Origin of the sequence: Variovorax sp. KBS0712 (assembly GCF_006323185.2) — a bacterium.
In the GTDB taxonomy this organism is placed as follows: Bacteria; Pseudomonadota; Gammaproteobacteria; order Burkholderiales; family Burkholderiaceae_C; genus Variovorax; species Variovorax boronicumulans.
On the sequence record NZ_VCCD02000003.1, the window covers coordinates 367561 to 392394 of the forward strand.

Annotated in this window: 24 protein-coding genes; 12 read left to right on the forward strand and 12 right to left on the reverse strand. The window is 69.0% G+C overall.

Annotated features, from left to right (window positions below; all coding sequences use genetic code 11):
* Positions 1-15 precede the first annotated feature (15 nt).
* Positions 16-786 carry a Crp/Fnr family transcriptional regulator gene (locus tag FFI97_RS26470; protein WP_139705300.1) on the forward strand — a complete coding sequence of 257 codons (771 nt, stop codon included), beginning with the start codon at positions 16-18 and terminating at the stop codon, positions 784-786.
* Between the two features lie 14 nt (positions 787-800).
* Here FFI97_RS26470 and FFI97_RS26475 read toward each other — a convergent pair whose 3' ends face one another.
* Complete coding sequence (locus FFI97_RS26475; protein ID WP_260685195.1) at positions 801-1700, reverse strand: DUF6279 family lipoprotein; 900 nt, start codon at positions 1698-1700, stop codon at positions 801-803.
* On the opposite strand from FFI97_RS26475, the gene glmU reads away from it, so the two are divergent.
* On the forward strand, positions 1699-3129 hold the full coding sequence (gene glmU, locus FFI97_RS26480) for a bifunctional UDP-N-acetylglucosamine diphosphorylase/glucosamine-1-phosphate N-acetyltransferase GlmU (protein ID WP_139705299.1): 1431 nt from the start codon (positions 1699-1701) through the stop codon (positions 3127-3129). The two genes, FFI97_RS26475 and glmU, sit on opposite strands and share 2 nt — an antisense overlap.
* Before the next feature lie 46 nt (positions 3130-3175).
* Here glmU and FFI97_RS26485 read toward each other — a convergent pair whose 3' ends face one another.
* Positions 3176-3511 carry a hypothetical protein gene (locus FFI97_RS26485; RefSeq protein WP_139705296.1) on the reverse strand — a complete coding sequence of 112 codons (336 nt, stop codon included), beginning with the start codon at positions 3509-3511 and terminating at the stop codon, positions 3176-3178.
* Positions 3512-3683: 172 nt separating this feature from the next.
* Between FFI97_RS26485 and FFI97_RS26490 the strand changes: the two genes are divergently transcribed.
* A complete protein-coding gene (locus FFI97_RS26490; RefSeq protein WP_062477918.1) occupies positions 3684-5198 on the forward strand; it encodes a PLP-dependent aminotransferase family protein in 1515 nt (504 codons plus the stop codon).
* On the opposite strand, the gene FFI97_RS26495 is transcribed toward FFI97_RS26490, so the two are convergent.
* The 8 genes from FFI97_RS26495 to FFI97_RS26535 form a co-directional block, all read right to left on the reverse strand.
* Positions 5171-6097 carry an ROK family protein gene (locus FFI97_RS26495; protein WP_062477915.1) on the reverse strand — a complete coding sequence of 309 codons (927 nt, stop codon included), beginning with the start codon at positions 6095-6097 and terminating at the stop codon, positions 5171-5173. The two genes, FFI97_RS26490 and FFI97_RS26495, sit on opposite strands and share 28 nt — an antisense overlap.
* 40 nt (positions 6098-6137) lie before the next feature.
* Positions 6138-6332, reverse strand: a complete 195-nt coding sequence (locus FFI97_RS26500) for a DUF2905 domain-containing protein (RefSeq protein ID WP_056575522.1) — start codon at positions 6330-6332, stop codon at positions 6138-6140.
* Between the two features lie 9 nt (positions 6333-6341).
* On the reverse strand, positions 6342-7118 hold the full coding sequence (gene hisN / locus FFI97_RS26505) for a histidinol-phosphatase (protein WP_139705293.1): 777 nt from the start codon (positions 7116-7118) through the stop codon (positions 6342-6344).
* 99 nt (positions 7119-7217) lie between these two features.
* Positions 7218-8087: an ABC transporter permease gene (locus tag FFI97_RS26510; protein ID WP_070060079.1), complete on the reverse strand. Its 870-nt coding sequence runs from the start codon at positions 8085-8087 to the stop codon at positions 7218-7220.
* Complete coding sequence (locus FFI97_RS26515; protein ID WP_139705370.1) at positions 8084-8881, reverse strand: ABC transporter ATP-binding protein; 798 nt, start codon at positions 8879-8881, stop codon at positions 8084-8086. The genes FFI97_RS26510 and FFI97_RS26515 overlap by 4 nt, the downstream gene beginning before the upstream one ends.
* Before the next feature lie 106 nt (positions 8882-8987).
* A complete protein-coding gene (locus FFI97_RS26520) occupies positions 8988-9998 on the reverse strand; it encodes an ABC transporter substrate-binding protein (protein ID WP_139705290.1) in 1011 nt (336 codons plus the stop codon).
* A gap of 31 nt (positions 9999-10029) precedes the next feature.
* Positions 10030-10929, reverse strand: a complete 900-nt coding sequence (locus tag FFI97_RS26525) for a TauD/TfdA dioxygenase family protein (RefSeq protein WP_139705288.1) — start codon at positions 10927-10929, stop codon at positions 10030-10032.
* A 357-nt stretch (positions 10930-11286) separates the two neighbouring features.
* The gene (locus FFI97_RS26535; protein ID WP_139703038.1) at positions 11287-12399 is read right to left on the reverse strand and encodes a class I SAM-dependent methyltransferase; all 1113 of its coding nucleotides are present in this window, start codon (positions 12397-12399) and stop codon (positions 11287-11289) included.
* Positions 12400-12441: 42 nt separating this feature from the next.
* Here FFI97_RS26535 and FFI97_RS26540 point away from each other — a divergent pair, with 42 nt between their 5' ends.
* The 6 genes from FFI97_RS26540 to FFI97_RS26565 are packed head-to-tail and all read left to right on the forward strand — an operon-like array spanning position 12442 to position 16683.
* Positions 12442-13227 carry an SDR family oxidoreductase gene (locus FFI97_RS26540; RefSeq protein ID WP_139703037.1) on the forward strand — a complete coding sequence of 262 codons (786 nt, stop codon included), beginning with the start codon at positions 12442-12444 and terminating at the stop codon, positions 13225-13227.
* 14 nt (positions 13228-13241) lie between these two features.
* Positions 13242-13619: a dihydroneopterin aldolase gene (locus FFI97_RS26545; protein WP_056576172.1), complete on the forward strand. Its 378-nt coding sequence runs from the start codon at positions 13242-13244 to the stop codon at positions 13617-13619.
* 52 nt (positions 13620-13671) lie between these two features.
* Entirely contained in the window at positions 13672-14601 is a 930-nt protein-coding gene (gene ttcA, locus FFI97_RS26550) for a tRNA 2-thiocytidine(32) synthetase TtcA (RefSeq protein ID WP_062477895.1), read from the forward strand.
* A gap of 47 nt (positions 14602-14648) precedes the next feature.
* Positions 14649-15272, forward strand: a complete 624-nt coding sequence (locus FFI97_RS26555) for a DUF4136 domain-containing protein (protein ID WP_139703036.1) — start codon at positions 14649-14651, stop codon at positions 15270-15272.
* Positions 15273-15294: 22 nt separating this feature from the next.
* Positions 15295-15945 carry a histidine phosphatase family protein gene (locus FFI97_RS26560; protein WP_139703035.1) on the forward strand — a complete coding sequence of 217 codons (651 nt, stop codon included), beginning with the start codon at positions 15295-15297 and terminating at the stop codon, positions 15943-15945.
* 45 nt (positions 15946-15990) lie between these two features.
* Positions 15991-16683, forward strand: coding sequence for a Crp/Fnr family transcriptional regulator (locus FFI97_RS26565; RefSeq protein ID WP_139703034.1), 693 nt, complete (start codon positions 15991-15993; stop codon positions 16681-16683).
* Positions 16684-16923: 240 nt separating this feature from the next.
* Here FFI97_RS26565 and FFI97_RS26570 read toward each other — a convergent pair whose 3' ends face one another.
* The gene (locus FFI97_RS26570; protein ID WP_139703033.1) at positions 16924-20085 is read right to left on the reverse strand and encodes an efflux RND transporter permease subunit; all 3162 of its coding nucleotides are present in this window, start codon (positions 20083-20085) and stop codon (positions 16924-16926) included.
* Complete coding sequence (locus tag FFI97_RS26575) at positions 20082-21227, reverse strand: efflux RND transporter periplasmic adaptor subunit (protein WP_139703043.1); 1146 nt, start codon at positions 21225-21227, stop codon at positions 20082-20084. Before FFI97_RS26575 ends, FFI97_RS26570 begins: the two co-directional genes overlap by 4 nt.
* A gap of 253 nt (positions 21228-21480) precedes the next feature.
* Between FFI97_RS26575 and FFI97_RS26580 the strand changes: the two genes are divergently transcribed.
* The 3 genes from FFI97_RS26580 (at position 21481) to FFI97_RS26590 (ending at position 24814) form a co-directional block, all read left to right on the forward strand.
* The gene (locus FFI97_RS26580) at positions 21481-21939 is read left to right on the forward strand and encodes a hypothetical protein (RefSeq protein ID WP_070060097.1); all 459 of its coding nucleotides are present in this window, start codon (positions 21481-21483) and stop codon (positions 21937-21939) included.
* An 89-nt stretch (positions 21940-22028) separates the two neighbouring features.
* Positions 22029-23387: a tRNA (N6-isopentenyl adenosine(37)-C2)-methylthiotransferase MiaB gene (miaB, locus tag FFI97_RS26585; RefSeq protein WP_139703032.1), complete on the forward strand. Its 1359-nt coding sequence runs from the start codon at positions 22029-22031 to the stop codon at positions 23385-23387.
* Positions 23387-24814 carry a sensor histidine kinase gene (locus tag FFI97_RS26590; RefSeq protein ID WP_095743632.1) on the forward strand — a complete coding sequence of 476 codons (1428 nt, stop codon included), beginning with the start codon at positions 23387-23389 and terminating at the stop codon, positions 24812-24814. Before miaB ends, FFI97_RS26590 begins: the two co-directional genes overlap by 1 nt.
* Positions 24815-24834: the final 20 nt, after the last annotated feature.

Consider the following 24834-nt stretch of genomic DNA (forward strand, 5'->3'; position numbering starts at 1 on the left):
GGCCTATAGTGCGGCGTGAAATTCGAGGACTACCCCGTCGCCGCCTCTCCCCCGCAGGGCACGAACCCCTGCGAAAACTGCGCGCTGCGCCGACTCGAGGCCTTCCTGCCCGTCACGGCGCAGCAGCTGCAGGCGATCCAGTCCTTTCGCACCGGCACCCGGCGCGTCGAGGCGGACGGCGCCATCGTCGACGAGCACCGCGCCAGCCCGCAGCTTTTCACGCTCTACGCGGGCTGGGCCTTCCGCTACAAGACCTTGAGCGACGGCCGGCGGCAGATCCTGGGTTTTCTGCTGCCCGGCGACTTCATCGGCCTGCAGGACGAGTTTGCCGACGGCCAGACCCACGGCGTCGAGGCCGTGACCGACGCCACGCTGTGCGCCTTCGCGCGCGAACGGCTGTGGGCGCTGTTCCAGACCCAGCCCCGGCTCGGTTACGACATCACCTGGCTGGCCGCGCGCGAGGAAAAGCTGGTGGACGACCACCTCGTCACCGCCGGGCGCCGCAACGCGGGCGAGCGCGTGGCCATGCTGCTCATGCACCTGTACCGGCGCGCCCAGCGCGTGGGCATGGTGCGCGACGGCTGGGTGGAGTTTCCGTTCAACCAGCAGCACATCGCCGACGCGCTGGGGCTGTCGCTGGTGCACACCAACAAGACGATGCGGCGGCTGCAGCGCCTGGGCCTGTACAAGCTCGACGGCGGCTGGCTGCGCATCCTGGAGCCGCATGCGCTCGAAACGCTGGGCGACTACTTCGAGCGCCCCTTGCGGCCGGTGCCGATGATCTGAAGGCGCCGCCCGCCTCAGCGCGCGGCCACCAGCTGCCGCAGGTCGCCCTGGTAGGCCTGCAGCCGCCGCACCGCCTGCTCGCGCTGCGTGGCGCTGGTGGTGTTGTGCAGCGCCGCCAGGTTGCGGCAGCCTTCCTGCAGCAGCGCCTGCTGCTGGTCGCGCCAGGGGCCGGGCGGCGGATCGGCGATGCGCTGGATGTAGGCATGCAGCGCGGCGCGAGCCTCGGCCGGCGAAGCGCGCGGGCCGCCGTTGCTGCCCTGGAAGCCGCGCAGCAGCACCAGCGCCTCCTGCTGGCGCTGGCGCCGCTCCTCGTACGCCAGCTTCGGGCTGAACACCGACTGCGCCACCTGCTGGCGCAGCAGCGCGCGCTGCTCGGTCGTGAGGCGGCCGTAGAAGTCTTCCTGGCGCTCGAGGAACTGGTCGTAGCGCTTTTCTTGCACCTGCGCGGGGCTGCGATCGAGCCAGTCCTTGCGGTACTCGGTGTTGTTCTTCGCGTACTTGCGTTCGAGCTGCTGCAGCTGCGCGTCGCTCAGGCTCAGCGCAAGCTCGGCGCTGGCGGCCTCGGCGCGCTCGGTGACGGCGAGCAGGCGCTCGCGGACGCGATCGGCCAGCTGGCAGGCCTGGGCCGGCGTCACCTCGGCGCTCGCCAGGCCCTGGGCCTCCTGCAGCAGGCCGATGATGCGCGGCAGCTCGTTCTGGCGGTGCCAGGCCAGCAGCTGGGCGAGCTCGTCGCGCACCTTGGGGGTCTGGGCGCCGTCGAAGTCGAAGTAGCCGTCGAGCCACCAGTAGCTCAGCTCGGGCAGGTTGTTGTAGGCGAGCTTGACCGCGCTGCAAGCCCCCAGGGCAGCGGCCAGCAGCAGCACACCGATAATTCGGGCCAGTCCAGCACAACGAATCCGGGAAGAAAAGCGCATGAATCAGACTCCGCAGCAGAGCAACCAGGGACCGGTCGACGTCGTCATCATGGCGGCCGGCAAGGGCACGCGCATGAAGAGCAAGCTGCCCAAAGTGTTGCATCGTTTGGCCGGCCGCGCCTTGCTGGCCCACGTGACCGACACCGCCGCGCGCATCGGCGCGCGCCATGTCGTGGTCGTCACGGGCCACGGCGCCGAGCAGGTCGAGACCGCGATCAAGGCCACCGCCGTGAACGCCGCCGCCCTCGGTTTCGCGCGCCAGGAGCCCCAGCTGGGCACCGGCCACGCCGTGCAGCAGGCCACGCCGCAGCTGCCGGACGACGGCACCGTGGTGATCCTGTCGGGCGACGTGCCCCTGATCGCCGAAGACACGCTGCGCACCCTCATCGCTGCCAGCGGCGGCGAGCGGCTCGCGCTGCTGACCATCGAGCTTGACGACCCCACGGGCTACGGCCGCATCATCCGCACCACGGCGGGCGGTGAAGTGACGGCCATCGTCGAGCACAAGGACGCCACCGAGGCGCAGCGCGCCGTGCGCGAGATCAACAGCGGCGTGATGGCCGCGCCCGCACGGCTGCTCAAGGGCTGGCTGGCGCGGCTGGACAACAAGAACACCCAGGGCGAGTACTACCTGACCGACATCGTGAAGTTCGCGGCCGACGACCGCGTGCCGGTGGTGGCGCATGTCACGACCGACGCGCTGCAGGTGGCGGGCATCAACAGCCCGGCCCAGCTCGCGGCGCTGGAGCGCGCCTGGCAGCTGCGCCAGGCCAACGCGCTGATGGAACAGGGCGTGCGCCTGGCCGATCCGGCGCGCTTCGACCTGCGCGGCACGCTGAGCTGCGGCGCCGACGTCGACATCGACGTCAACTGCGTGTTCGAAGGCACGGTGTCGCTGGGCGAAGGCGTGCGCATCGGCGCCAACTGCGTCATTGCCAACGTGCGCATCGAGGCGGGCGCGGTGATCCACCCCTTCACCCACATCGACGGTGAGAAGGCCGGCGTGACGGTGGGCGCGGGCGCACTGGTCGGGCCCTTTGCGCGGCTGCGTCCCGGTGCCCAGCTGGGCGCCGAGGTGCACATCGGCAACTTCGTCGAGGTCAAGAACTCCACGCTGGCCGCGGGCGCCAAGGCCAACCACCTGGCCTACCTGGGCGACGCCACGGTGGGCGAGCGCGTGAACTACGGCGCGGGCAGCATCACGGCCAACTACGACGGCGCCAACAAGCACCGCACCGTGATCGAGGCCGACGTGCACGTGGGCAGCAACTGCGTGCTCGTGGCGCCCGTGACCATCGGCGCGGGCGGCACCATCGGCGGCGGCTCGACGGTGAACAAGTCGACCGAGCCCGGCGCGCTGACCGTGGCGCGGGGCAAGCAGGTCAGCTTCGCGAACTGGAAGCGGCCGCAGAAGTTGCCGAAGAACTGACGGCGGCTTTGGGCTCTGGTTCGGGGCAGGCGCCCTGCCCCGGACCTCACCAGCCCGTCAGCAGGCGCACGAAGCGCATCACCGGCCGCGCCGCCACCGGCGCCGTGGCCCGGGCCGTGCGCTGGGGAGCATGCACCCGCAGGTGCACCGCCGTCACCGCCGACACCTCGATCCACCCGCCCTGCGGCACGCAGTGCATGTCGCCCTCGCCGAGCAGCGTCTCGGTCATGAACACCGTCTCGCCCAGCCAGCCCGGCGGCGACACCACGCGGGCGCGGCCCTCGGTCAGCTGAAGCCAGGCGCCCGCATCGACGGCGGTGCGCAGCGACTGGCCGGGTTCGAGGACGATGGAATCGGGGGCTTCGGACAGGGTGGTGATCATGGCGGACCTCGGGTGGATGTGGGCTTCATCGTAGGAATTCCGTCGCCCGAAAAACAGGCACACCCGATGGCTATTGCGACCGGAACAGCCGGGCCGTCGCGCCATCTGTTATGGTCTTTTTCCCAGTCAACTGCATCTGTTTTCGGATGCCCGATGCGGGGAACATCGACCCATGGACTCGCTACCGCTCTACCGCCAGCTCGCGGCGCACTACGTCGACGCGATCCACGCCGGTTCGCTCAAGGCCGGCGACAAGCTCCCCTCGCTGCGCAGCCTGATGCGGCTGCACGACATCAGCCTCTCGACCGCGCTGCAGGTGTGCCGCGCCATGGAAAGCGAAGGCTGGGTCGAGGCGCGCGACCGCTCCGGCTACTTCGTGCGCCGCCCGCAGCGGCTGGCCATCGCGGCGATGGAAGAGCCCGTGTCCGGCCTGCCGCCCGACCCGGCGCAGTTCGTCAACATGCGCACGCGCATGGCCAACTTCATGGCGCGCGGGCGCCTCAACGACGTGAAGCTCAACTTCGCGATCTCGCGCGCCGCCCCCGAGCTCTACCCGGCCGAGGCGCTGCGCAACGCGATGACGCGCGCGCTGCGCCAGCGCCCCGAACTGCTGACCACGGCCTCTTCGCAAAAAGGCCACGAGCAGTTCCGCCAGGTGGTGGCCCAGCGCAACCTGCGCGTGGGCATGACGGTGGCGCCCGACGACGTGCTGGTCACCAACGGCTGCATCGAGGCGCTGAACCTCGCGCTGCGCGCCATCGCCAAGCCCGGCGACACCGTGGCCGTCGAATCGCCCACCTTCTACGGCCTGCTGCAGGTGCTCGAGAGCCTGGGCCTGCGCGGGCTGGAGATTCCCACCAGCCCGCAGACCGGCATCTCGCTGGAGGCGCTCGACCTGGCCATCCACACCTACGACGACATCAAGGCCGTGGTGGTGGTGCCGCACCTGCAGAACCCCATCGGCAGCGTGATGCCCGACGCCCACAAGCAGCGGCTGGTGCAGCTGTGCGAAAGCCACGGCATCGCGCTGGTCGAGGACGACACCTACAGCGACCTGGTGGAAACCGAGGTGCCGCCGCGCGCCATCAAGTCCTGGGACCGCACGGGCAACGTGGTGTACTGCGCCTCGCTGCACAAGGTGCTGGCGCCGGGCCTGCGGCTGGGCTGGATCACGGCCGGGCGCTGGCACGCGCAGGTCGAGATGCTCAAGTACGCGCAGACGCGCAACAACGAGGCACTGGCGCAGATCGCCGCGGGCGAGATCATTGCCAGCGGCGGCTACGACCGCCACCTGCGACGGCTGCGCGAACGCCTGCACACGCAGCGCGACCAGACGGCCGACGCCATCGCCCGCTACTTCCCGGCCGGCACGCGGCTGAACCTGCCGCGCGGCGGCTTCCAGCTGTGGGTGGAGCTGCCCGATCGGCTGTCGTCGGTGGCGGTGTTCGAGGCGGCCCTGCGCGAGCACATGCTGGTGGCGCCGGGCGCGCAGTTCTCGAACGCCTCGCGCTTCGACCACTACCTGCGCATCAACTGCGGCTGGCCCTTCAGCGAAGCGGTCGACGCGGGGCTGCGCCGGCTCGGGCGGATCGTCGAAGAAGGCTGCGCGGCGCAGAAGAACCAGCCAGCCGCGCTGGTGCGATCGCCGCGCGCCGCGGCTCAGTCCAGCAGCGCCAGGGCCGCGTAGTCGCCCACCTTGTCGCCGAGTCCGGCGGGCACCAGCAACACGCCGCGCGTGAGCGGCGGCAGCTTGCCGTCGACCTGCGCCTGCAGCCGCGGCAGCACGAAGTCGCGGTGGTGCCAGAACACGCTGCCGCCCAGGCTGATGCGCTGCAGGTCGAGCGTGATGACCAGGTTGTAGAGCATGCGGCCGATCACGCGGCACAGCGCGTCGGCCTTCTCGAGGGCGGCGGCGTCACCGGCCGCGGCGGCCGTGAACAGATCGGCCGCGGGTTGGCCGAAGCGGTGCGCGATCGAATTGCCGCCGGCCAGCGCTTCCACGTCGCCCAGGTTGCCGCAGCCGCACAGCGCGCCGCTGTCGTCGTCGACCACGAAGCTGTGGCCCGCATGGCCGGCGTTGCCGTTCTTGCCACGCAGCGCCTTGCCGTCCACGCACAGGCCCACGCCCACGCCCGTGCTCCAGGTGGCGTAGGCACAGTTGTCGAGCCCCTTCAGCGCGCCCCAGTGGCGCTCGGCCTCGAGCGCGGCCACGGCGTCGTTCTCGACGCGCACGCGGGCGAAGCGGCGCGCCAGCGGCGCCTCGACGATGGCCGTCATCCAGTTGTTGGGCAGCCCGCGCGAGGGGCCGGCGATGCCGCCGCAGATGTTGGGCGTGGCCAGCTCGACCATGCCGTCGTGCAGCTCGAAGGGCCCGGTCGACGACACGCCCACGCGGTCGATGCTGGCCGGGTCGATGCCCTGCTCCGCGCACACCTCGTCGATGAGCCGCAGGATCTGCACCGCCACGGCGTCGTTGCTGCCGGTCTTGGCGGTGGGCTCGCTGCGGCGGCCGATCAGCGGCGCGTCGCTCGAAGCGGAAAGGCTCACGGCGACCTTGGTGCCGCCGATGTCTACGCAGGCTCTCATTGCGGGGTTCTCTTCTTTCTCAGTCGTCGCCGCGCCGTGCTCAGAGCAGCCGCGCGACCAGCGCCGCGATCATGCTGAGCACCACCGTGCTCGCGATCGGCAGCTGCCAGTCGCGGCCGAAGGCGCGAAACTCGAAATCGCCGGGCAGCCGTCCGAAGCCGAAGCGGCGCAGCCAGGCGGTCAGGCCGCTCATGAGCACCAGCGCCAGGACGACGACGATCAGCCAGCGGAACATGCAGACAGTCTAGGCCGCGAGCACGGCCAGGGCTTGTCGGTGAAGTTCGGGTGTGGCCGCCGCGATCACGCGCTGGTCGGGGTTCAGCCCCAGCGGCCGGCCTTCCCAGTCGGTGACGACACCGCCCGCGGCTTCGATCAGGCCCGCCGGGCCCAGGAAGTCGTAGGGCTGCAGGCCGGTCTCGACCACGAGGTCGATGGTGCCGCCCGCCAGCTGGGCGTAGCCGTAGCAGTCGCCGCCGAAACGGCGCATCGCGCACTGGCGGCTCAGGCGGTCGAAGGCGCTCCAGTCGGCCGGCGAGAAGATGTCGGGCGAGGTGGTCACGATGCGGGCCTTGGCGATCTCGGTGCAGCCGCTCACGCGCACGGGCTGGCCGTCGCGGGTCGCGCCCTTGCCGGCCTCGCCGACCCAACGTTCCTTGAGCACCGGCATGTCGACCATGCCGAACACCACGCGACCGCCCTGCAGCACGCCGATGAGCGTGCCCCACAGCGGCGAGCCGGTGATGAAGCTGCGCGTGCCGTCGATCGGGTCGAGCACCCAGATGCGGTCGGCGTCGAGCCGCTCGGGGCCGTGCTCTTCGCCGAAGATGCCGTCGGTGGGCACGCGTGCGCCGAGGATCTCGCGCATGGCGGTTTCGGCGGCGCGGTCGGCCAGCGTGACCGGGCTTTCGTCGGCCTTGGTGATGATGTCCAGCGGCGTGCGGAAGTAGCGCATCGACTGGGCGGCGGCGGCATCGGCCAGCGCACCGGCGATCGCGGAAAGGTCGGGGGCGGAAGAGCTCATGGGAAGGAGAACGCGTGCCAAAAGCTGCGATTAGACCCGAGCCCGCAGCCCTTGCGCCATCGCCGGGGCATTCGTCCGCCCAGCTCCTTCACCTGCAGGCTAGCGCTGCTGGCCCCAGCGCCGCACCGTGAGCCGCTCCAGCGTGCGAAAGCCCAGGCTTTCCACCAGCAGGCCGATCAGCACCACCAGCGCGAGGCCCGCGAACACGCGGTCGGTGTACAGCTCGTTGCGGTTCTGGAAGATGTACCAGCCCAGCCCGCCCTTGCCCGACGAGGCGCCGAACACCAGCTCCGCCGCGATCAGCGTGCGCCACGCAAAGGCCCAGCCGATCTTCAGCCCCGACAGGATCGACGGCAGCGCGGCCGGCACCAGGATCTGCAGCACGTAGCGCAGCCCCTTCAGCCCGTAGTTGCGCCCCGCCATGCGCAGCGTCTCGGGCACGCCCTGGAAGCCCGCATAGGTGTTGAGCGCCAGCGGCCACAGCACCGAATGGATCAGCACGAACACCAGGCTGCCGCGGCCCAGCCCGAACCACAGCAGCGCCAGCGGCAGCAGCGCGATCGCGGGCAGCGGGTTGAACATCGAGGTCAGCGTGTCCAGCAGGTCGCGCCCGATGCGCGTGGACACGGCCAGCGTGGTGAGCCCGAAAGCCAGCAGCACGCCCGCGAGGTAGCCCTGCAACAGCACGGCCAGCGAGATGCGCACCTTCTCGACCAGCTCGCCGCTGGCCAGCCCTTCGATCAATGCACGGGCGGTGGCGGTGAAGGTGGGCAGCAGCAGGTCGTTGTCCTGCCAGCGCGCCGCCAGCTCCCACAGCACGGCGATGACGGCAAGGATCAGGCCCTTGCGCAGCCAGGTGTGCGAGGCAAGGCGCGTGGCCAGCGGCAGCGCGCGCTCCACCGGCACTTCGGTGAAGGGCTCGAGCGTGCGTTCGTACTCGGGGCGGATGGGTGGCGTCAGGGTGCTCATGGGGTGCCCTGTTCTTCCTCGAAGAGCATGTCGTGGATGCGCCGCGCAGTCGCCTGGAAGTCCGCACCGCCCAGGCTGTCCAGCGAGTAACCGTGGCTGTTGAGTTCGGCGCGCATGCGCCCCGGATGCGGTGACAGCAGCGCCACGCGGTTGCCCACGACCAGCGCCTCCTCGATCGAGTGCGTGACGAACAGCAGCGTGAAACGCACCTCGTCCCACAGCTCGAGCAGCTCCTGCTGCATGCGGCGGCGCGTGAGCGCGTCGAGCGCGGCGAAGGGCTCGTCCATCAGCAGCACGCGCGGCTGCATCGCCAGCGCCCGCGCGATCGCCACGCGCTGCTTCATGCCGCCCGAGAGCTGGTGCGGGTGCACGTCGGCGAATTTCGAGAGGCCCACCTTGTTGAGGTAATGCAGCGCGCGCTCGGCCGCTTCCTTGCGCCCCAGCGTGCGCGAGGCGAGCAGCGGGAACATCACGTTCTGCTTCACCGTCTTCCACGGCGGCAGCTGGTCGAACTCCTGGAACACGACGATGCGGTCGGGGCCCGGCTGCGTCACGCGCCGGCCATCGAGCCGGATCTCGCCCTCGACCGGCGGAATGAACCCGGCCACGGCCTTGAGCAGCGTGGACTTGCCGCAGCCCGAAGGCCCGAGCAGCACGAAGCGGTCGGCGGCATGCACGTCGAAGCTCACGCGGTGCGTGGCGCGCACCACGCGCTCGGGCGTGCGGTACTCGAGGCTGACGCCGTCGACCTGCAACAGCGCCTCGTGCACGTACGGCGGTGCCGCGTCGCCCATGGCCACCACGCCGCGCCGCCGGGCCGGCCGCTGCGGCGCCACCGCGCCGCCAAGGAAGGCCGCGGCGGGCGGCCCTGCCAGGCGCTCGAGGCGGGACAGCATCGCGTCAGTTCCCCGAGGCCGTGTGTGCGTCGTCGAAGAAATAGTCCTTCACCGACGCCGGCTTGTTCTTGATCGCGCCCACGCGGTGCATGAACTCCGCGAACACGTAGGTGTTCTGCGGCGCGGTCTTGAACTGCACCTCGGGGTTCTTGATGATCTTCAGCAGCAGCTCGCGGTCGAGCTTGGCGTTGCTCACCTTCAGGTAGATGTCGGCCGCCTTCTCGGGGTTGGCCGTGACGAACTTCGCCGCCTCGTCGAGCGCGTCGACGAAGGCCTTGTAGGTCTTGGGGTTCTCGTTGCGGAATTTCTCCGTGGCGTACAGCACCGTGGCCGACGACGGCCCGCCCAGCACCTGGTACGAATTGAGCACGATGCGCGCGTTCGGATTGCCCGCGAGTTCCTGCTCCTGGAACGGCGGATTGCCGAAGTGCCCCGTGATCTCCGTGCCGCCCTTGATGATCGCCGCCGCCGCGTCGGGGTGCGGCAGCGCCACGCTGATCTTGTCGAGCCGGTTGAATTCCTTGTCGCCCCACAGCTTGGCCGACGCGATCTGCAGCACCCGCGACTGCACCGACACGCCCACGGCGGGCAACGCGATGCGGTCCTTGTCCGTGAAGTCGGCGATCGACTTCACGTTCGGGTTGTTGCTCACCAGGTAGTACGGGAAGTTGCCCAGCGAGGCCACGCCCTTCACGTTCTGCTTGCCCTTGGTGCGGTCCCACAGCGTGAGCAGCGGCCCCACGCCCGCACCCGCGATCTCGATGTTCCCCGACAGCAGCGCGTCGTTCACCGCCGAGCCGCCCGAGAGCTTGACCCACTCCACCTTCGCATCGACCCCCGCGGCCTTCGCGTGCTTCTCGATCAGCTTCTGTTCCTGCGCCACGTTGAGCAGCAGGTAGACGATGCCGAACTGCTCGGCGATGCGGATCTGCCCTTCGGCGTGCGCGGCCAGGCTGCCGGCGAGAAGGCCGAGGCCGGTGACGAGCGCGGCGGCGCGGCGGGTGAAGCGGTTCATTGGAAAGTCCGGAAAAGAGAAAGAAAAGAAATCAGAACGGCGTGTCGCCCACGATGGTGGTGCGGTTGAGCCGGCGGCGCAGGTGGTCGGGCGTGCCTGCCGCGAGGTGCATCAGCGAGCGGTTGTCCCAGAACACCAGGTCGTGCGGCGCCCACGCGTGGCGATACACGAACTCCGGCCGCGTGCTGTGCGCGAAGAGCTCGGCCAGCAGCGCGTCGCTCTCGCCTTGCGGCAGGCCGACGATGCGCGTCGTGAAGTGCTCGCTGACGAACAGCGCCTTGCGCCCCGTCTCCGGGTGCGTGCGCACCACGGGTTGCACGGCGGGTGCGACCTGATCGATCTGCGCCTGTGAAAGCTTGGGGCGCCATGGATTCTTCGCACGCAGCTCCTCGTACTTCGCGAGGTAGCTGTGCTCCGCCTTCAGCGGCAGGATGCGCTGCTGCAGCTCGACAGGCAGCGCCTCCCATGCCAGGTGCTGGTCGGCAAACAGCGTGTCGCCGCCTTCACTCGGCAGCTCTTGCGCGTGCAGCAGCGAGCCCAGGCTGGGCGTGGGCTTGTACGAAATGTCGGAGTGCCAGTACACGCCCGCATCGCCAAGACCGATCGGTTCGCCGTTCTCCTTGATGTTCGAGACGATCAGGATCTCGGGGTGGTTCTTCAGCTGGAACTGGTGCAGCACGTGGATCTCGAGCGGCCCGAAGCGGCGGCTGAAGTCGATGTGCTCTGCGGGCGTGATGCGCTGGTCGCGAAAGACCAGCACGTGGTGGTCCAGGTGCGCGCGGTGGATGCGTTGGAAGTCGGCGGCGTTGATCGGCTCAGCGATGTCGAGCCCGACGACCTCCGCACCGACAGGCGCATCGAAAGGCCGCACCTCGAAGTGCTGCGCGGGCGCCTCTGCGGCAGGGGTAGCGCGGGAAAGAACGGCAGTCATGCCGCGAATGTAGAAGCGCGCCCTCCATTCCCCAACGAAGTCTTTGTTGCTTGCTTATGACCAAGTCTTTTCGTTGAAAGCACAAGCCCCGGGCCGAGCGAAGCGACGGCCCGCCCGGCATCCAAGCCCCTCTGGCTGCGCCGAGGAGCGCAGCGTTTCGCGGATCAGGGCTCGCCCTTGTTTGAGCGAAGCGAGTTTGGGCGAGACCCCGCGAAACGCGAGCACCGCAGGTTGCCCGCAGCGAAGCGGAGGGACGCAGACAGTGGGGTCGCCTTTTCTTTGCTTACTTTCTTTTGGCGAAGCAAAAGAAAGTGAGTCCGCCGCCGGGCGGAACTCCCGGCCCCGGGAAGCAAACCCTCAGAGGGTGTGACTCCGATCCCCTTCAGAGAAACCCACAGCGTCCCAAGGCTCACCCACAGCAAACCCCACCACCTTGAACAACTCCCCCATCTCATGCTCATGAATCAACCGAGCCGCCATCCCCCGCTGCGCCACGGTCCCTTGCTCCATCAACCCCAACATCCCGCAATTCAAAAGAAACCTCGCCTGGCTCGTATAGCCGAGAACAGCAAGCCCCGCCTCCTGCCCCGCCACAGCAATCCCCGTGAAGTCCACATGCGCCGTGATGTCCTTGTACCCCACCTCCGACAGAGGATCGCCATCCGCCTGATGCCCCCGATGGCACATCACCGTCCCCATGTGCCGTTGCGGGTGGTAGTACTCGCCCTCGGGAAACCCGTAGTCGATGAGAAAAGCCGCCCCCTTCCCGAGCCGATCCGCCAGCGTCGCAATGAACGCCTGCGCCTGCGGATGCACCTCCGTGAGGTAGTCATGCACCCCCGGCACCTCGACCGGCGGCCGCAACTCGGTAGCCCGGTCCGCCCACGTCCACCCATCCCCCGCCGGATTGCGCACCACCCCCCGCTCGAACCAGGCCCCCTTCACCCGCGCCAGCAACTGCACCGGCATCGCATCGAGCACTTCATTGCCGACCACCACGCCCGCCATGGATTCAGGCAGCTCCCCAAGCCATTCGACCCGCCCCGCATACCCCGCCAGCGCCTGCTGCTGCCGCTCACGCAAGGTGCCCGACAGGTCGACGATGCGATAGCGCACATCGCTGCGCCCCATCTCGCCCAACGCATGCAGCAGCTGCACCGCCAGCGCCCCCGAGCCCGCACCGAACTCCCACACCGTGTCGGTGCCGGTCTTCTCCAGCGCTTCGAGCACCTGCACCGCGAGCGTGTGGCCGAACATCGGCGTCAGCTCGGGCGCAGTCACGAAGTCGCTGCCGGACGAGGGCATGTGGCCGAACTTGGCCGAGGTGTTGGCGTAGTAGCCCAGCCCCGGCGCATACAGGGCCAGGGCCATGAAGCGGTCGAAGCCGATCCATCCGCCCGCGCGCTCGACGGAGCGGGCAATCAGATGGTCGAGGGCGATGGGTAAACTGTTTGTCGTTGGCGTCGTCACGGCGCCATTGTCCTCTTCCTGTCTTCTGTCTTCCTCCTCCGAATGAGCGCCATCCCACCCTCCTCCCCCGATCGCCGCCGCACCGTCCTCGTCACGGGCGCGGGCCGCCGGCTGGGCCGCGAGATCGCGCTGGCGCTCGCGGCGGGCGGCTGGCAGGTGGCGGTGCACTACCGCAGCTCGCGCGCCGAGGCCGAGCAGACCGTGGCCGACTGCGCCGCGCGCTCGGGCGACTCCGCGCTGTTCGAGGCCGACCTCGCCGATGAGCAGGCCACCCGCGCCCTGCTGCCGCGCGTGGCGGCGCGCTTTCGTGCCGTCGACGCGGTTGTGCACAGCGCCGCCCTCTTCGAGCACGACGACGCCGCCAGCTTCAGCTACGCGCTCATGGAGCGCCACGCGCGCAGCAACACCGGCGCGGCCATCCTGCTGGCGCAGGCGCTGCACGACCACCTGGCCCGGCGCGATGCGCAGGGCGGCGCCGTGGTGCACCTGCTCGACCAGAAGCTGTGGAACCCGAACCCCGACTTCCTGAGCTACACGCTCTCCAAGGCCGCGCTCGAAGCCGCCACCCCCATGCTCGCGCTGGCGCTCGCGCCGCGCGTGCGCGTGGTGGGCGTGGCACCCGGCCTCACGCTGGCGAGCCACATGCTCGATGACGACAAGTTCGCGCAGCTGCACAAGCTGTCGCCGCTGGGCCGCTCGTCCACATCGGAAGACGTCGCCGCCACCGTGAAGTTCGCGCTGGAGAACAGCTCGATCACCGGCACCACGCTGCTCGTCGACGGCGGCCAGCACCTCATGAAATTCGAGCGCGACTTCTCGCTCATGTGACGAGCACCACCACCATGTCCACGAACACACCGCACGGCCACCAGACACTCACCCTCCAGGGCCTGCGCTTCGACGCCAACCTGGGCATCCTCGAGCAGGAAAAGACCGCGCCGCAGCCGATCCTGGTGGACGCCGAACTCAACCTCGGCCCGCAGCCGCTGCTGCCGCAGGACGACGACATCTTCCACGTGCTGGACTACCGCAAGGTGCGCCGCATCATCATCGACGAGTGCACCGCCGAGCACGTCAACCTGCTCGAAAGCCTGATCGGCAAGCTCGCGCAGCGCCTGCTGCAACTGCCCGGCGTGCGGGGCGTGCGCGTGAAGATCGCCAAGCTCGAAATCTTCGACGACTGCGAAGTCGCCATCCGCATCGAAGCCGGGGAATGGTGATCCAAGGCAAAATCGGGGGTCTTTCCCCCGATTTGCCCGAAGTAGCCCCCCAATGAACGCCGTCTGGATCGACGATACGCCCGAAGCCGGTGCGCCCTCCAACTCGCTGAAGATCGAACGCGAGACGCACAAGCTCGAGAAGCGCCTGTGCCGCCAGGTCGGCCAGGCCATCGTCGACTACAACATGATCGAAGAGGGCGACAAGGTCATGGTGTGCGTCTCGGGCGGCAAGGACAGCTACGCGCTGCTCGACATCCTGCTCAAGATGAAGGCGCGCGCGCCCATCCACTTCGACATTGTCGCGGTCAACCTCGACCAGAAGCAGCCCGGCTTCCCCGAAGAGGTGCTGCCCAAGTACCTGAGCGAGCTCGGCGTGGCCTTCCACATCGAGAACCAGGACACCTACAGCATCGTCAAGCGCGTGATCCCCGAGGGCAAGACCACCTGCGGCCTGTGCAGCCGGCTGCGCCGCGGCATCCTGTACCGCGTGGCCGACGAGCTGGGCGCCACCAAGGTCGCGCTGGGCCACCACCGCGACGACATGCTGCAGACCTTCTTCCTCAACATGTTCTTCGGCGGCAAGCTCAAGAGCATGCCGCCCAAGCTGGTGAGCGACGACGGCAAGCACATCGTGATCCGCCCGCTGGCCTACGTGGCCGAAAAGGACACGGTGCGCTGGGCGCAGCACCGCGAGTTCCCGATCATTCCCTGCACGCTGTGCGGCAGCCAGGAAAACCTGCAGCGCAAGCAGGTCGGCGAGATGCTGCGCGAGTGGGACAAGAAGTACCCCGGCCGCGTGGAAAACATGTTCACCGCGCTGCAGAACGTCGTGCCTTCGCACCTGCTGGACGGAACGCTGCACGACTTCCAGGGTCTGAAGGCGACGGGCGTGGCCGACGAGAACGGCGACAAGGCCTTCGACACGCCCGCTTTCGACCTGCTCTCCCAGGCACCCTCCGCCTTGCGCATCGTTCAAGGCTGACTCGGGCAACCCAGGGGACTTTGAGGGCCGCAGGCCCGGAGACCCTTATGTATCGTGCATTTTCAGCTCTATTTTTGGTAGCAACCCTGAGCGGTTGCGCCACCTCCTGGGTGGTCGACAGCAACGTCAAGAGCTTTGCCACGCCGGGCACGACCGTGCCGCCCGGCGCCACCTACCGCTTCGAGCGCCTGCCTTCGCAGCAGGCCGACACGGCGCGCCAGGAAGGCCTGGAGGCCATGGCCGCGGCCGCGCTCGACAAGGTCGGCCTGCGCCGCGACGACGCAAGGCCGCAGTACACGGCGCAGATCGGCGCGCGCGTCACGGCGGCGCTATCGCCCTGGGCCGATCCGTGGCTGTACGGCCCCGGCCCGTGGGGCTACGGCTACGGCGGCTACTACGGCCACCGCTGGTATGGCAGCGGCTGGTACGGCGGCCCGATGTTCACGCCGCCGGCCAACCCCTGGTACCAGCGCGAGGTGAGCCTCGTGCTGCGCGAGGCGGGCGGCAGCCACCGCGTGGTGTACGAGACCCGCGCGCGCAACGACGGCCCCTACAGCGCGAGCGCGGCGATCCTGCCGGTGATGTTCGAGGCCGCATTGCAGGGCTTTCCGAACCCGCCGCCCGGCGAGCGCCGCGTGAACATCGAGCTCACGCCGGCCGCCAAGAAATGACGCACTTCTAGAATTCGGACGGATGGAAGCCAATCTCACCCGCCTGATCGCCGTGCGCCACGGCGAAACCGCCTGGAACGTCGACACCCGCATCCAGGGCCACCTCGACATCGGCCTCAATGCCACCGGCCTCTGGCAGGCGCAGCGCGCCGGGCAGGCGCTGGCCGACGAGCCGATCGCGGCGGTCTACGCCAGCGACCTCTCGCGCGCCTGGCAGACCGCCCAGGCCATCGCCGAGCCCCACGGCCTCGAGGTGCAGCCCGACCTGGGCCTGCGCGAGCGCGCCTTCGGCCGCTTCGAGGGCATGAGCTTCGCCGAGATCGAAGCCACGCTGCCCGAGGACGCCCGCCGCTGGCGCGAGCGCGATCCCGAGTTCGAGCCCGAAGGCGGCGGCGAGAGCCTGCTGACCTTTCGCGACCGCGTGACCGGCACGGCCTCGGCCATCGCCGCGCGCCACCCGGGCCAGCTGGTGGTGCTGGTGGCCCACGGCGGCGTGATGGACGTGCTCTACCGCGCCGCCACGCGCCAGGAACTGCAGGCGCCGCGCACCTGGCAGCTCGGCAACGCGGCCATCAACCGCATGCTGTGGACGCCCGAGGGCTTCAGCCTCGTCGGCTGGAGCGACATCGCGCACCTGGCGACGGACACGCCGCTGGACGAGACCACGACCTAGCACGATGGGCCGCTTGCCTCTCTTCGCCCCGGGCAAGACGCTCCCATGAAAAGAACGAACCCCACGCCTTCGGCCTACGCCAGCTGGGATGCCTCCCAGTCGCTGTCCGCGCCGTGGATCGACGCCACGCACCTGGGAAGTTTCGTCACCCTGGAGGCCGGCGACACCATTGCGCGCGAAGGCGAACGGCACGATTACTTCTATCTCTTGCGATCGGGCTTCGTGCATTCCACGATCCACCGAAGCAACGGCGCGGAGTTCCTGCTCGAGATCTTCGGGCCGGGCGCGATCTTTGGCGAAGGCCCGGCGTTTGCCGACAGCCCCCGGCCCACGACGACCCGGGCGGTCGCGCCGGCCCTTCTCAGCCGCTATCGACCGGCGGATGTCGCGCAGCAGTTTTCGGCGCTGCCCGAACTCGCGACCTCGTTGATCCAGCTGCTCGGCTTCAAGAACCACATGATCGTCGCCAAGCTGGCCGGGGTGGCCTCGGCGGCGCCCAAGGAGCGGGTCATCGACCTGCTGCTGCGGGTGGCGCGCCCGCCATCGGCGCAGGCACCGAAACAACTCACCGTGGATCTGACGCACGAGCAGATCGGCGCCATGACGGCCTTGAGCCGCGTCACGGTCACGCGCACGTTGAATGCGCTGGCGAGAGAAGGGCTCATTGAAACGCGGGCCCGGCAGGTCACCATCCCGGATGCGCCGGCCTTGCGTTGTTTCCGTGATGCAACACCGTAAGGAAAAAGCCCACGTCCTGTATCGCTGGATACCGTCGACACCCTCACCCCCTCGCGATCATTCATCCCGTCACACACATGGGAAGAGCAGCGGCGGAGGGAATGGAGAGAGCCGTTGAGGAGAGAGGCCGGAGCGCCTTCAATGGGCGATGGTCCGGGTGTGGCGTAACGCGGGACTGCACAAGTCCTTCCTGGCCGGGTGGCTCACGCTCATGGCCATCCGGCATCTTTTGAATCGCCGTCAGGCGTGCGAGGCCGCGTGCCCCGCCGCAGCCTCGGCCTTCGCCTCGCCCGGCAGCTCCACCATCGGCCCGCTGCCGCTGTAGCGGTCGAGCGCCAGGTAGATCGCGGGCGTGATGTACAGCGTGATCACCTGCGAGAAGATCAGCCCGCCCACCACCGCCACGCCCAGCGGCTGGCGCAGTTCGGCGCCGGCGCCCAGGCCCAGCGCGAGCGGCAGCGCGCCCATCAGCGCAGCCAGCGTGGTCATCAGGATCGGGCGGAAGCGCAGCCGGCAGGCTTCGCGGATCGCATCGACCGGCTTCATGCCCTCGGTGCGCTGCGCGTCGAGCGCGAAGTCGATCATCATGATCGCGTTCTTCTTCACGATGCCGATCAGCAGCAGGATGCCGATGGTCGCGATCAGCGTGAGGTCGAAGCCGAAGAGCTTCAGCGAGATGAGCGCCCCCACCGCCGCCGAAGGCAGGCCCGCCAGGATGGTGAGGGGGTGGATGTAGCTCTCGTACAGCACGCCCAGCAGCACGTAGATGACCAGCACCGCGAGCACCAGCAGCACGGCCTGGCTGCCCTGCGAGCTCTGGAACACCGCCGCGTCGCCGCCGTAGGTCGTGATGATCGACTGCGGCATCTTCAGCTCGTCCTTGAAGCGGTCGATCTTCGCGGTCGCGTTGCCCAGCGGCACGTCGGGGCCGAGGTTGAACGACACCGTCACCGCCTGCAGCTGGCCCTGGTGGTTGACCGAGGTCGGCCCCACGGTGCGCTTGACGGTCGAGAAGGCCGACAGCGGCACCAGCTTGCCGGTGGTGCTGCGCACCGACAAGCGCGCCACGTCTTCCTCGAACTGGCGGTCGCTGTCGGCCGCCGACAGGATGACCTGGTAGGTGTTGCTGGCGCCGTAGATGCTGCCGATCTGGCGGTCGCCGTACGCGTTGTACAGCGCAGTGCGCAGGTCGCCCACGGCCACGCCGAGCACGCCGGCCTTGTCGCGGTCGATCTCCAGCGTGGCCTGCAGGCCGCGGTTCTGCGAGTCGCTGGTCACGTCGCGGAAGTCGGGGTCGGCGCGCATGCGCTCCATGAGTTTGGTCGACCACGGCACCATCTCGCCGGCGTTCACGCTCTGCAGCGTGTACTGGAAGCGCGCCTTGCTCTGGCGCCCGCCCAGGCGCAGGTTCTGCACCGGCTGCATGTAGACGGCAATGCCCGGGATCTCGCGGAAGCGCTGGCGCAGCGACTCGAGCACCTTGGCCATCTTGGGGCGCTCGCTGCGCGGCTTGAGCACCGCGAACAGCCGGCCCGAGTTCTGCGTGGCGGTCGGGCCGCCCACGCCGACGAAGGAGCTCACGTAGTCCACGCTCGGATCGGCCTTGAGCGCGGCGGCCACGCGGTCCTGCAGCGCCTTCATGGCGGTGAACGAGATGTCTTCGGCCGCCTCGGTGGTGATCTGGATCTGGCCGATGTCTTCCTCGGGGAAGAAGCCCTTGGGAATGCTGACGAAGAGCCAGGCCGTGACCACGAAGGTCAGCCCCGCCATGACCAGCATCAGCGCGCGGTGCCCGAGCGTCCAGTCGAGCGTGCGCATGTAGCCGCCGTGCACGGCGCGGTAGCCGCGCTCGAAGGCACGGCCGATCGCCGTGCCGGGCTCGGGGTGTTCCTCTTCGTGGTCGAGCGCGCCGGCCTTGCGCGGCACGTGCCTGAGCAGCCGGCTCGCGAGCATGGGCACGAGCGTGAGCGACACCACGGCCGACACCAGCACCGCCAGCGCCACCACCACGGCGAACTCGTGGAACAAGAGGCCGATCACGCCCGGCATGAAGAAGATCGGGATGAACACGGCCACCAGCGAGATGGAAATCGACACGATGGTGAAGCCCACCTCGCGCGCGCCGCGCAGGGCGGCGGCCATCGGCTCCATGCCCTTCTCGACGTAGCGCATGATGTTTTCGAGCACCACGATGGCGTCGTCCACCACCAGGCCCACGGCCAGCGTGATGCCCAGCAGCGAGACGTTGTCCAGGCTGTAGCCGAAGGCGTACAGCAGCGCCACGGCGCCGATCAGCGAGATCGGGATGGTGGCCGCCGGGATCAGCGTGGCCACCAGCCGGTGCAGGAACAGGAAGATCACCAGCACCACCAGCGCGATGGTGCCCAGCAGCGTGAGCTGCACGTCGTGCACCGCCTCGCGGATGGAGATCGAGCGGTCATTGACCATCTGGATCTCGACCGACTGCGGCAGCTCGGCCTTGAAGCGCGGGATGAGCGCGCGCACCGCGTCCACCACCTGCACGGTGTTGGCATTGGGCTGGCGCTGCACGGCCAGCGAGATGGAGTCTTGCCCGTTGAAGCTGCTGGCGGTCTTGACCGACTCGAAGCTGTCTTCGAGCGTGGCCACTTCGTCCAGCCGCACCGGCGCGCCGTTGCGCTGCGCGATGATCAGCTTGGCGAAGTCGGCCGCCTTCATGAGCTGGCGGTTGGCCTGGATGGTGAGCGTCTGGCGCGGGCCGTCGAGCGTGCCGACCGGCGTGTTGGCGTTGGCCGAGTTCACCGCCTTGGCCAGCTCGTCGAGCGTGATGTTGCGCGCGTTGAGCAGGTCGGCGTTGGCCTTGATGCGCACCGCGAAGGCCTTGCGCCCGTACACGCCCACCTGCGCCACGCCGTCGATGGTCGAGAGCGTGGGCGAAATGAGGTTCTCGGCGTAGTCGTTGAGCTCCGACGGGTTCATCGACGGCGAGATCAGCGCGATGAACAGCACCGGCGCGTCGGCCGGGTTCACCTTGCGGTACGAAGGCAGCTGCGTCAGCTCTTGCGGCAGCTGGCGCTGGGCGCGCAGCAGCGCGGCCTGCACGTCGACCGCGGCGGCGTCGATGTCGCGGCTGCTGACGAATTCGAGCGTGAGCGAGCTCACGCCCTGGGTGTTCACCGAGCTGATGGTCTGCAGGCCGGGGATGGTCGAGAACTGCTTTTCGAGCGGCAGCGCGACCGAACTCGCCATGGTGTCGGGGCTGGCGCCCGGCAGCTGCGCGTTGACGTTGATGACCGGCGTGTTGTAGCTCGGCAGCGCCGCGACCGGGATGCTGAAGTACGCAAAGATGCCGATGACCACGACGGCCGCCGACAGCAGCACCGTCATCGCCGGACGGCGGATGCAGAGCTCTGAAATGTTCATGCGCGTTCTCGTGCCGGCTGAACATCCGACGAAGCCGCGCTGCCGGGCGTGACGCCCGTGGTGCCGTTGGCGGGGGCACCACCCGGCCCGGCCGGCGCCTTCACGTCGATGCGCACCTTGCCTCCCGGGCGCACGTTCTGGCTGCCTTCGATCACGACCTGCTCGCCGGGCGTCACGCCGCTCACGGCCACCTTGGTGCCGAAGGTGTGCAGCACCTTGACCTGGCGGCGCGCCGCGTTGCGCTCGGCATCGACCACGTACAGCGTGGCGCCGTCGGACAGCATCATGAGCGCCGCGGCCGGCACCACGGTGACGCCGTCGAGCATGCGCACCGTGATGCGCGTGTTGACGAACTGGCCGGGCCACAGGCTCTGGTCGGCGTTGGCGAATACGGCCTTGGCGCGCACGGTGCCGATCTGCGGGTCGACCGTGTTGTCGACGAAGTCGAGCGTGCCGAACAGCGGCTCGCGGCGGCCCGTGACCAGCGCCTCGACCTTGGCGCGCGTGCGCGCCGCGGCCAGCAGGTCCTGCAGGTTGCCTTCGGGCACGGGGAAGCTCACGGCGATGGGGTCGAGCTGGGTGATGGTGACCAGCGACAGCGTAGGCTGCACCAGCGTGCCCGGGTAGATGTTGACGGCGCCGATGCGCCCCGCGATGGGCGCGCGCAGCGTGGCGTAGCCCAGCGCCACCTGCGCCGACTGCACGGCGGCGCGGTCGGCCGCGACGGCGGCGCGCTGCGCCTGGAGTTGCGACAGCGTGGCGTCGGCCGCGCTCTTGGCAATGAAGTTCTGTGCCACCAGGTCCTGGCTGCGCTTGTACTGGCGCTCCAGGTCGGCCATGGTGGCCTCGTCCTTCTGCTGCTGGGCCCGGGCGCGGGCCAGGTTGGCCTGGTCGTTGCGGTCGTCGAGCGTGAAGAGCAGCTGCCCTGCTTTCACGAACTGGCCTTCCTTGACGTGCACCGCGCTCACGGTGTTGGTGACCTGCGGACGCAGGTCGACGCTGTTGAGCGAAACCACGCTGCCGTTGACCTGCACCGTGACCGGCACGTCCTGCTTCTCGGCCGTGGCCAGCGTGACCAGCGCGGCGGGAGGCCCGGCGTTCGCGGACTTGGCATCCTTCGCGGTCGGCCGATCGCCCGACATGCGCCACCAGCCGCCTGCGACGGCTACGATCAACACGCCCGCGAGGGCGAAGGCGGCAGATTTCTTCATGGGTTCTTGTGCACTTTGGGCTGACAGCAGCTATTGGAGCAGTGGCCGACGCACGGTGTTCACGGGCGCCGTAAAGAAATGTAAAGCAGGCCGACGCAAAGCCCCCGCACCACCCGCTGCACCCGGTATGAGGGAAAACACCCCCTCGCTAAAATCGCCGGTCCACAGCCTCTGGATATACCCCATGAACCGCTGCAAGACACCCACGAAAACGCTCACTTCCCTTGCCTTCTGCGCCGCCCTTGCCGGCGCCGCCGGTCTTTTCTCCCTCCAGGCCAGCGCCCAGGACGAGGTGCCCCGTCCGCAGACCCAGAACGAGTCGCTCAACGGCGGGCGCAACTTCCCCATCGGCACGCTGCGCGGCAAGTTCATGGTGACCAGCGCCCCCGACGTCGAGCTCGACGGCCGGGCCGACCGCCTGGGCGCCGGCGCGCGCATCCGCAGCCCGCAGAACATGCTGGTGATGCCCGGCGCCATCATCGGCCAGAAGTACCTCGTGAACTACACGCGCGACGCCGCCGGGCTGCTGCGCGAGGTCTGGATCCTGACGCCCGACGAGGCCATGGCCAGCCGCGAATCGCTGAACAAGCCGTTCCTGAACATCTGGCCGTTCGTCTCGAACGACACGCTGAACACGCAGTAACGCGGCCGGGCCGCAAGCAAGCAAAAATCCGCGGGCGCCACGCGCGCCTCGCAGCCCTTCCTCTTTGCGAAGGGCACAGAGAGCTCCCCATGAAAAAAGTATTCATCAAGACCTTCGGCTGCCAGATGAACGAGTACGACTCGGACAAGATGGCCGACGTGCTCCACGCCGCGCAGGGCTACGAGCCCACGCAGAACGTGGACGAGGCCGACCTCATCCTGTTCAACACCTGCTCGGTGCGCGAGAAGGCACAGGAGAAGGTGTTCTCCGACCTCGGCCGCGTGAAGCACCTGAAGGCCAAGGGCGTGAAGATCGGCGTGGGCGGCTGCGTGGCGAGCCAGGAAGGCCAGGCCATCATCGCGCGCGCACCGTACGTCGACATCGTGTTCGGCCCGCAGACGCTACACCGCCTGCCCGAGATGCTGAACGACCGCGAGCGGCTGGACCGCCCGCAGGTGGACATCAGCTTCCCCGAGATCGAGAAGTTCGACCACCTGCCGCCCGCGCGCGTCGAAGGCGCCACGGCCTTCGTGTCGATCATGGAAGGCTGCTCCAAGTACTGCAGCTACTGCGTGGTGCCCTACACCCGCGGCGAGGAAGTGAACCGCCCCCTGGACGACGTGCTGGTCGAGATCGCCGGCCTGGCCGACCAGGGCGTGCGCGAGATCACGCTGCTGGGCCAGAACGTGAACGCCTACCGCGGCAAGATGGGCGACACGGCCGAAATCGCCGACTTCGCGCTGCTCATCGAGTACGTGGCCGAGATCCCCGGCATCGAGCGCATCCGCTACACCACCAGCCACCCGAACGAGTTCACGCCCCGGCTCATCGAGGCCTACGCCAAAGTGCCGCAGCTCGTCTCGCATTTGCACCTGCCAGTGCAGCACGGCAGCGACCGCATCCTCATGGCGATGAAGCGCGGCTACACGGCCATGGAATACAAGAGCACGGTGCGCAAGCTGCGCGCCATCCGCCCTGACCTGGCCCTGTCCAGCGACTTCATCGTCGGCTTCCCCGGCGAGACCGATGCCGACTTCGACAAGATGATGAAGCTCATCGACGACTGCCAGTTCGACAACAGCTTCAGCTTCATCTTCAGCCCGCGCCCCGGCACGCCCGCCGCCGCGCTGCAGGACGACACGCCGCACGAGGTGAAGCTGGCGCGCCTGCAGACGCTGCAGCGCGTGATCGACGGCAACGTGCGCCGCTTCGGCGATGCGCTGGTGGGCAGCACGCAGCGCGTGCTGGTCGAGGGCGCCTCGCGCAAGGACGCGAACGAACTCATGGGCCGCACCGCCTGCAACCGCGTCGTCAACTTCGAAGGCGACGCCCGCCTCGTGGGCCAGATGGCCGACCTGCGCATCACCCGCTCGCTGGCCTACACGCTGCGCGGCGAGGTGGTCACGCGCGAATCGGCCCCGGCTGCCGGCACGGCGCTCGCCCACTGATGGCGAAGCGACCGTCCGTCCGGGGCTCGTTCCAGCAGCTCCTGCTGTTTGCCTTCCTGCTGATCACCGCGCTGCTGGTGGGCGTGGCGCTGCGCTCGGTGCTGCAGTACGACGCGCTCGTCACCCAAAGCCGCGACGCCGCCGCGCGCGCGCTGCGCCTGTCGGGCGCCTCGCAGTCGCTGGCCGAGCGCAGCGCGGCCATGGAACGCGCGGGGCGCCAGTCGCTGGTGCTCAATGACGCCGTGCTGCGCCGCCGCTTCGACGAGGCGGCGCGCGAAGCCCACCAGGTGCTGGAGCGCCTGGAACGCAACGGCCTGCCGGCCGCCGGCATCGACATGTGGCGCAGCCAGCTCGGCGTGATCGAAGGGCTGCTCGGCGGCAGCCCCGACAGCGCCTTGGCGCGCGAAAGCACGATGGCGATGCAGTTTCGCGAACTCGACGCGCTGAACACCAACATCGCCCAGCAGGCGCAGTTCCTGATCGAAACGCAGAACGACGCGCTGGCCAAGCGCATCGAGAACGCGCGCCGCCGGCTGATGCGCGAGGTGGTGGCCGCCAGCGTGCTGGCCGTGTCGCTGGCGCTGGCCTTCGGCATCTGGCTGGCGCGCCCCTTCAAGCGGCTCGAAAACGCCATCGTCGGCCTGGGCCAGAACCGGCTCGACGAACCGATCGACATCCGCGGCCCGGCCGACGTGCGGCGCGTGTCGCAGCAGCTCGAATGGCTGCGCCTGCGCCTGACCGAACTCGACGCCGACAAGGCGCGCTTTTTGCGCCACGTGTCGCACGAACTGAAGACGCCGCTGGCGGCGCTGCGCGAGGGCGTGTCGCTGCTCGAGGACGGCGTGACCGGTCCGCTGAACCCGGCGCAGCTCGAGGTCGCGCAGATCCTGCAGCAGAACACCGTGTCGCTGCAGAACCAGATCGAGGCGCTGCTGCGCTTCAACGCCGCCGCCTTCGAGGCGCGCGAGCTGCGCCGCGAGCGCACCGAGCTGCTGCCGCTGATCGAGGAGCAGATCGAGGCCCAACGCCTGCAGTGGCAGGCGCATGGCCTGCGCGTGCGCGCCGAGGGCGAGCCGATCGCCCTCACGGTCGATCGCACCAAGCTCGGCACCGCCATCGCCAACCTGCTGTCGAACGCGATCCGCTTCTCGGCCGCCGGCGGCGTGATCACGCTGGCCGTGTCGGGCACGCCCGAGGCGGTGCACATCGACGTGTGCGACGCCGGCCCCGGCATTGCCGTGAACGACCGCGACCGCATCTTCGAACCCTTCTTCCGCGGCGAGCGCCAGCCCGAGCACACGGTGAAAGGCACCGGCATCGGACTTTCCATCGTGCAGGAGTACATTGCAGCCCATGGGGGCCGCATCGCCCTGCTGCCGGATGGCCCCGGTGCACGCTTTCGCATCGAACTGCCGCGCACGACCTGACCCCGGACACCCCACCCACA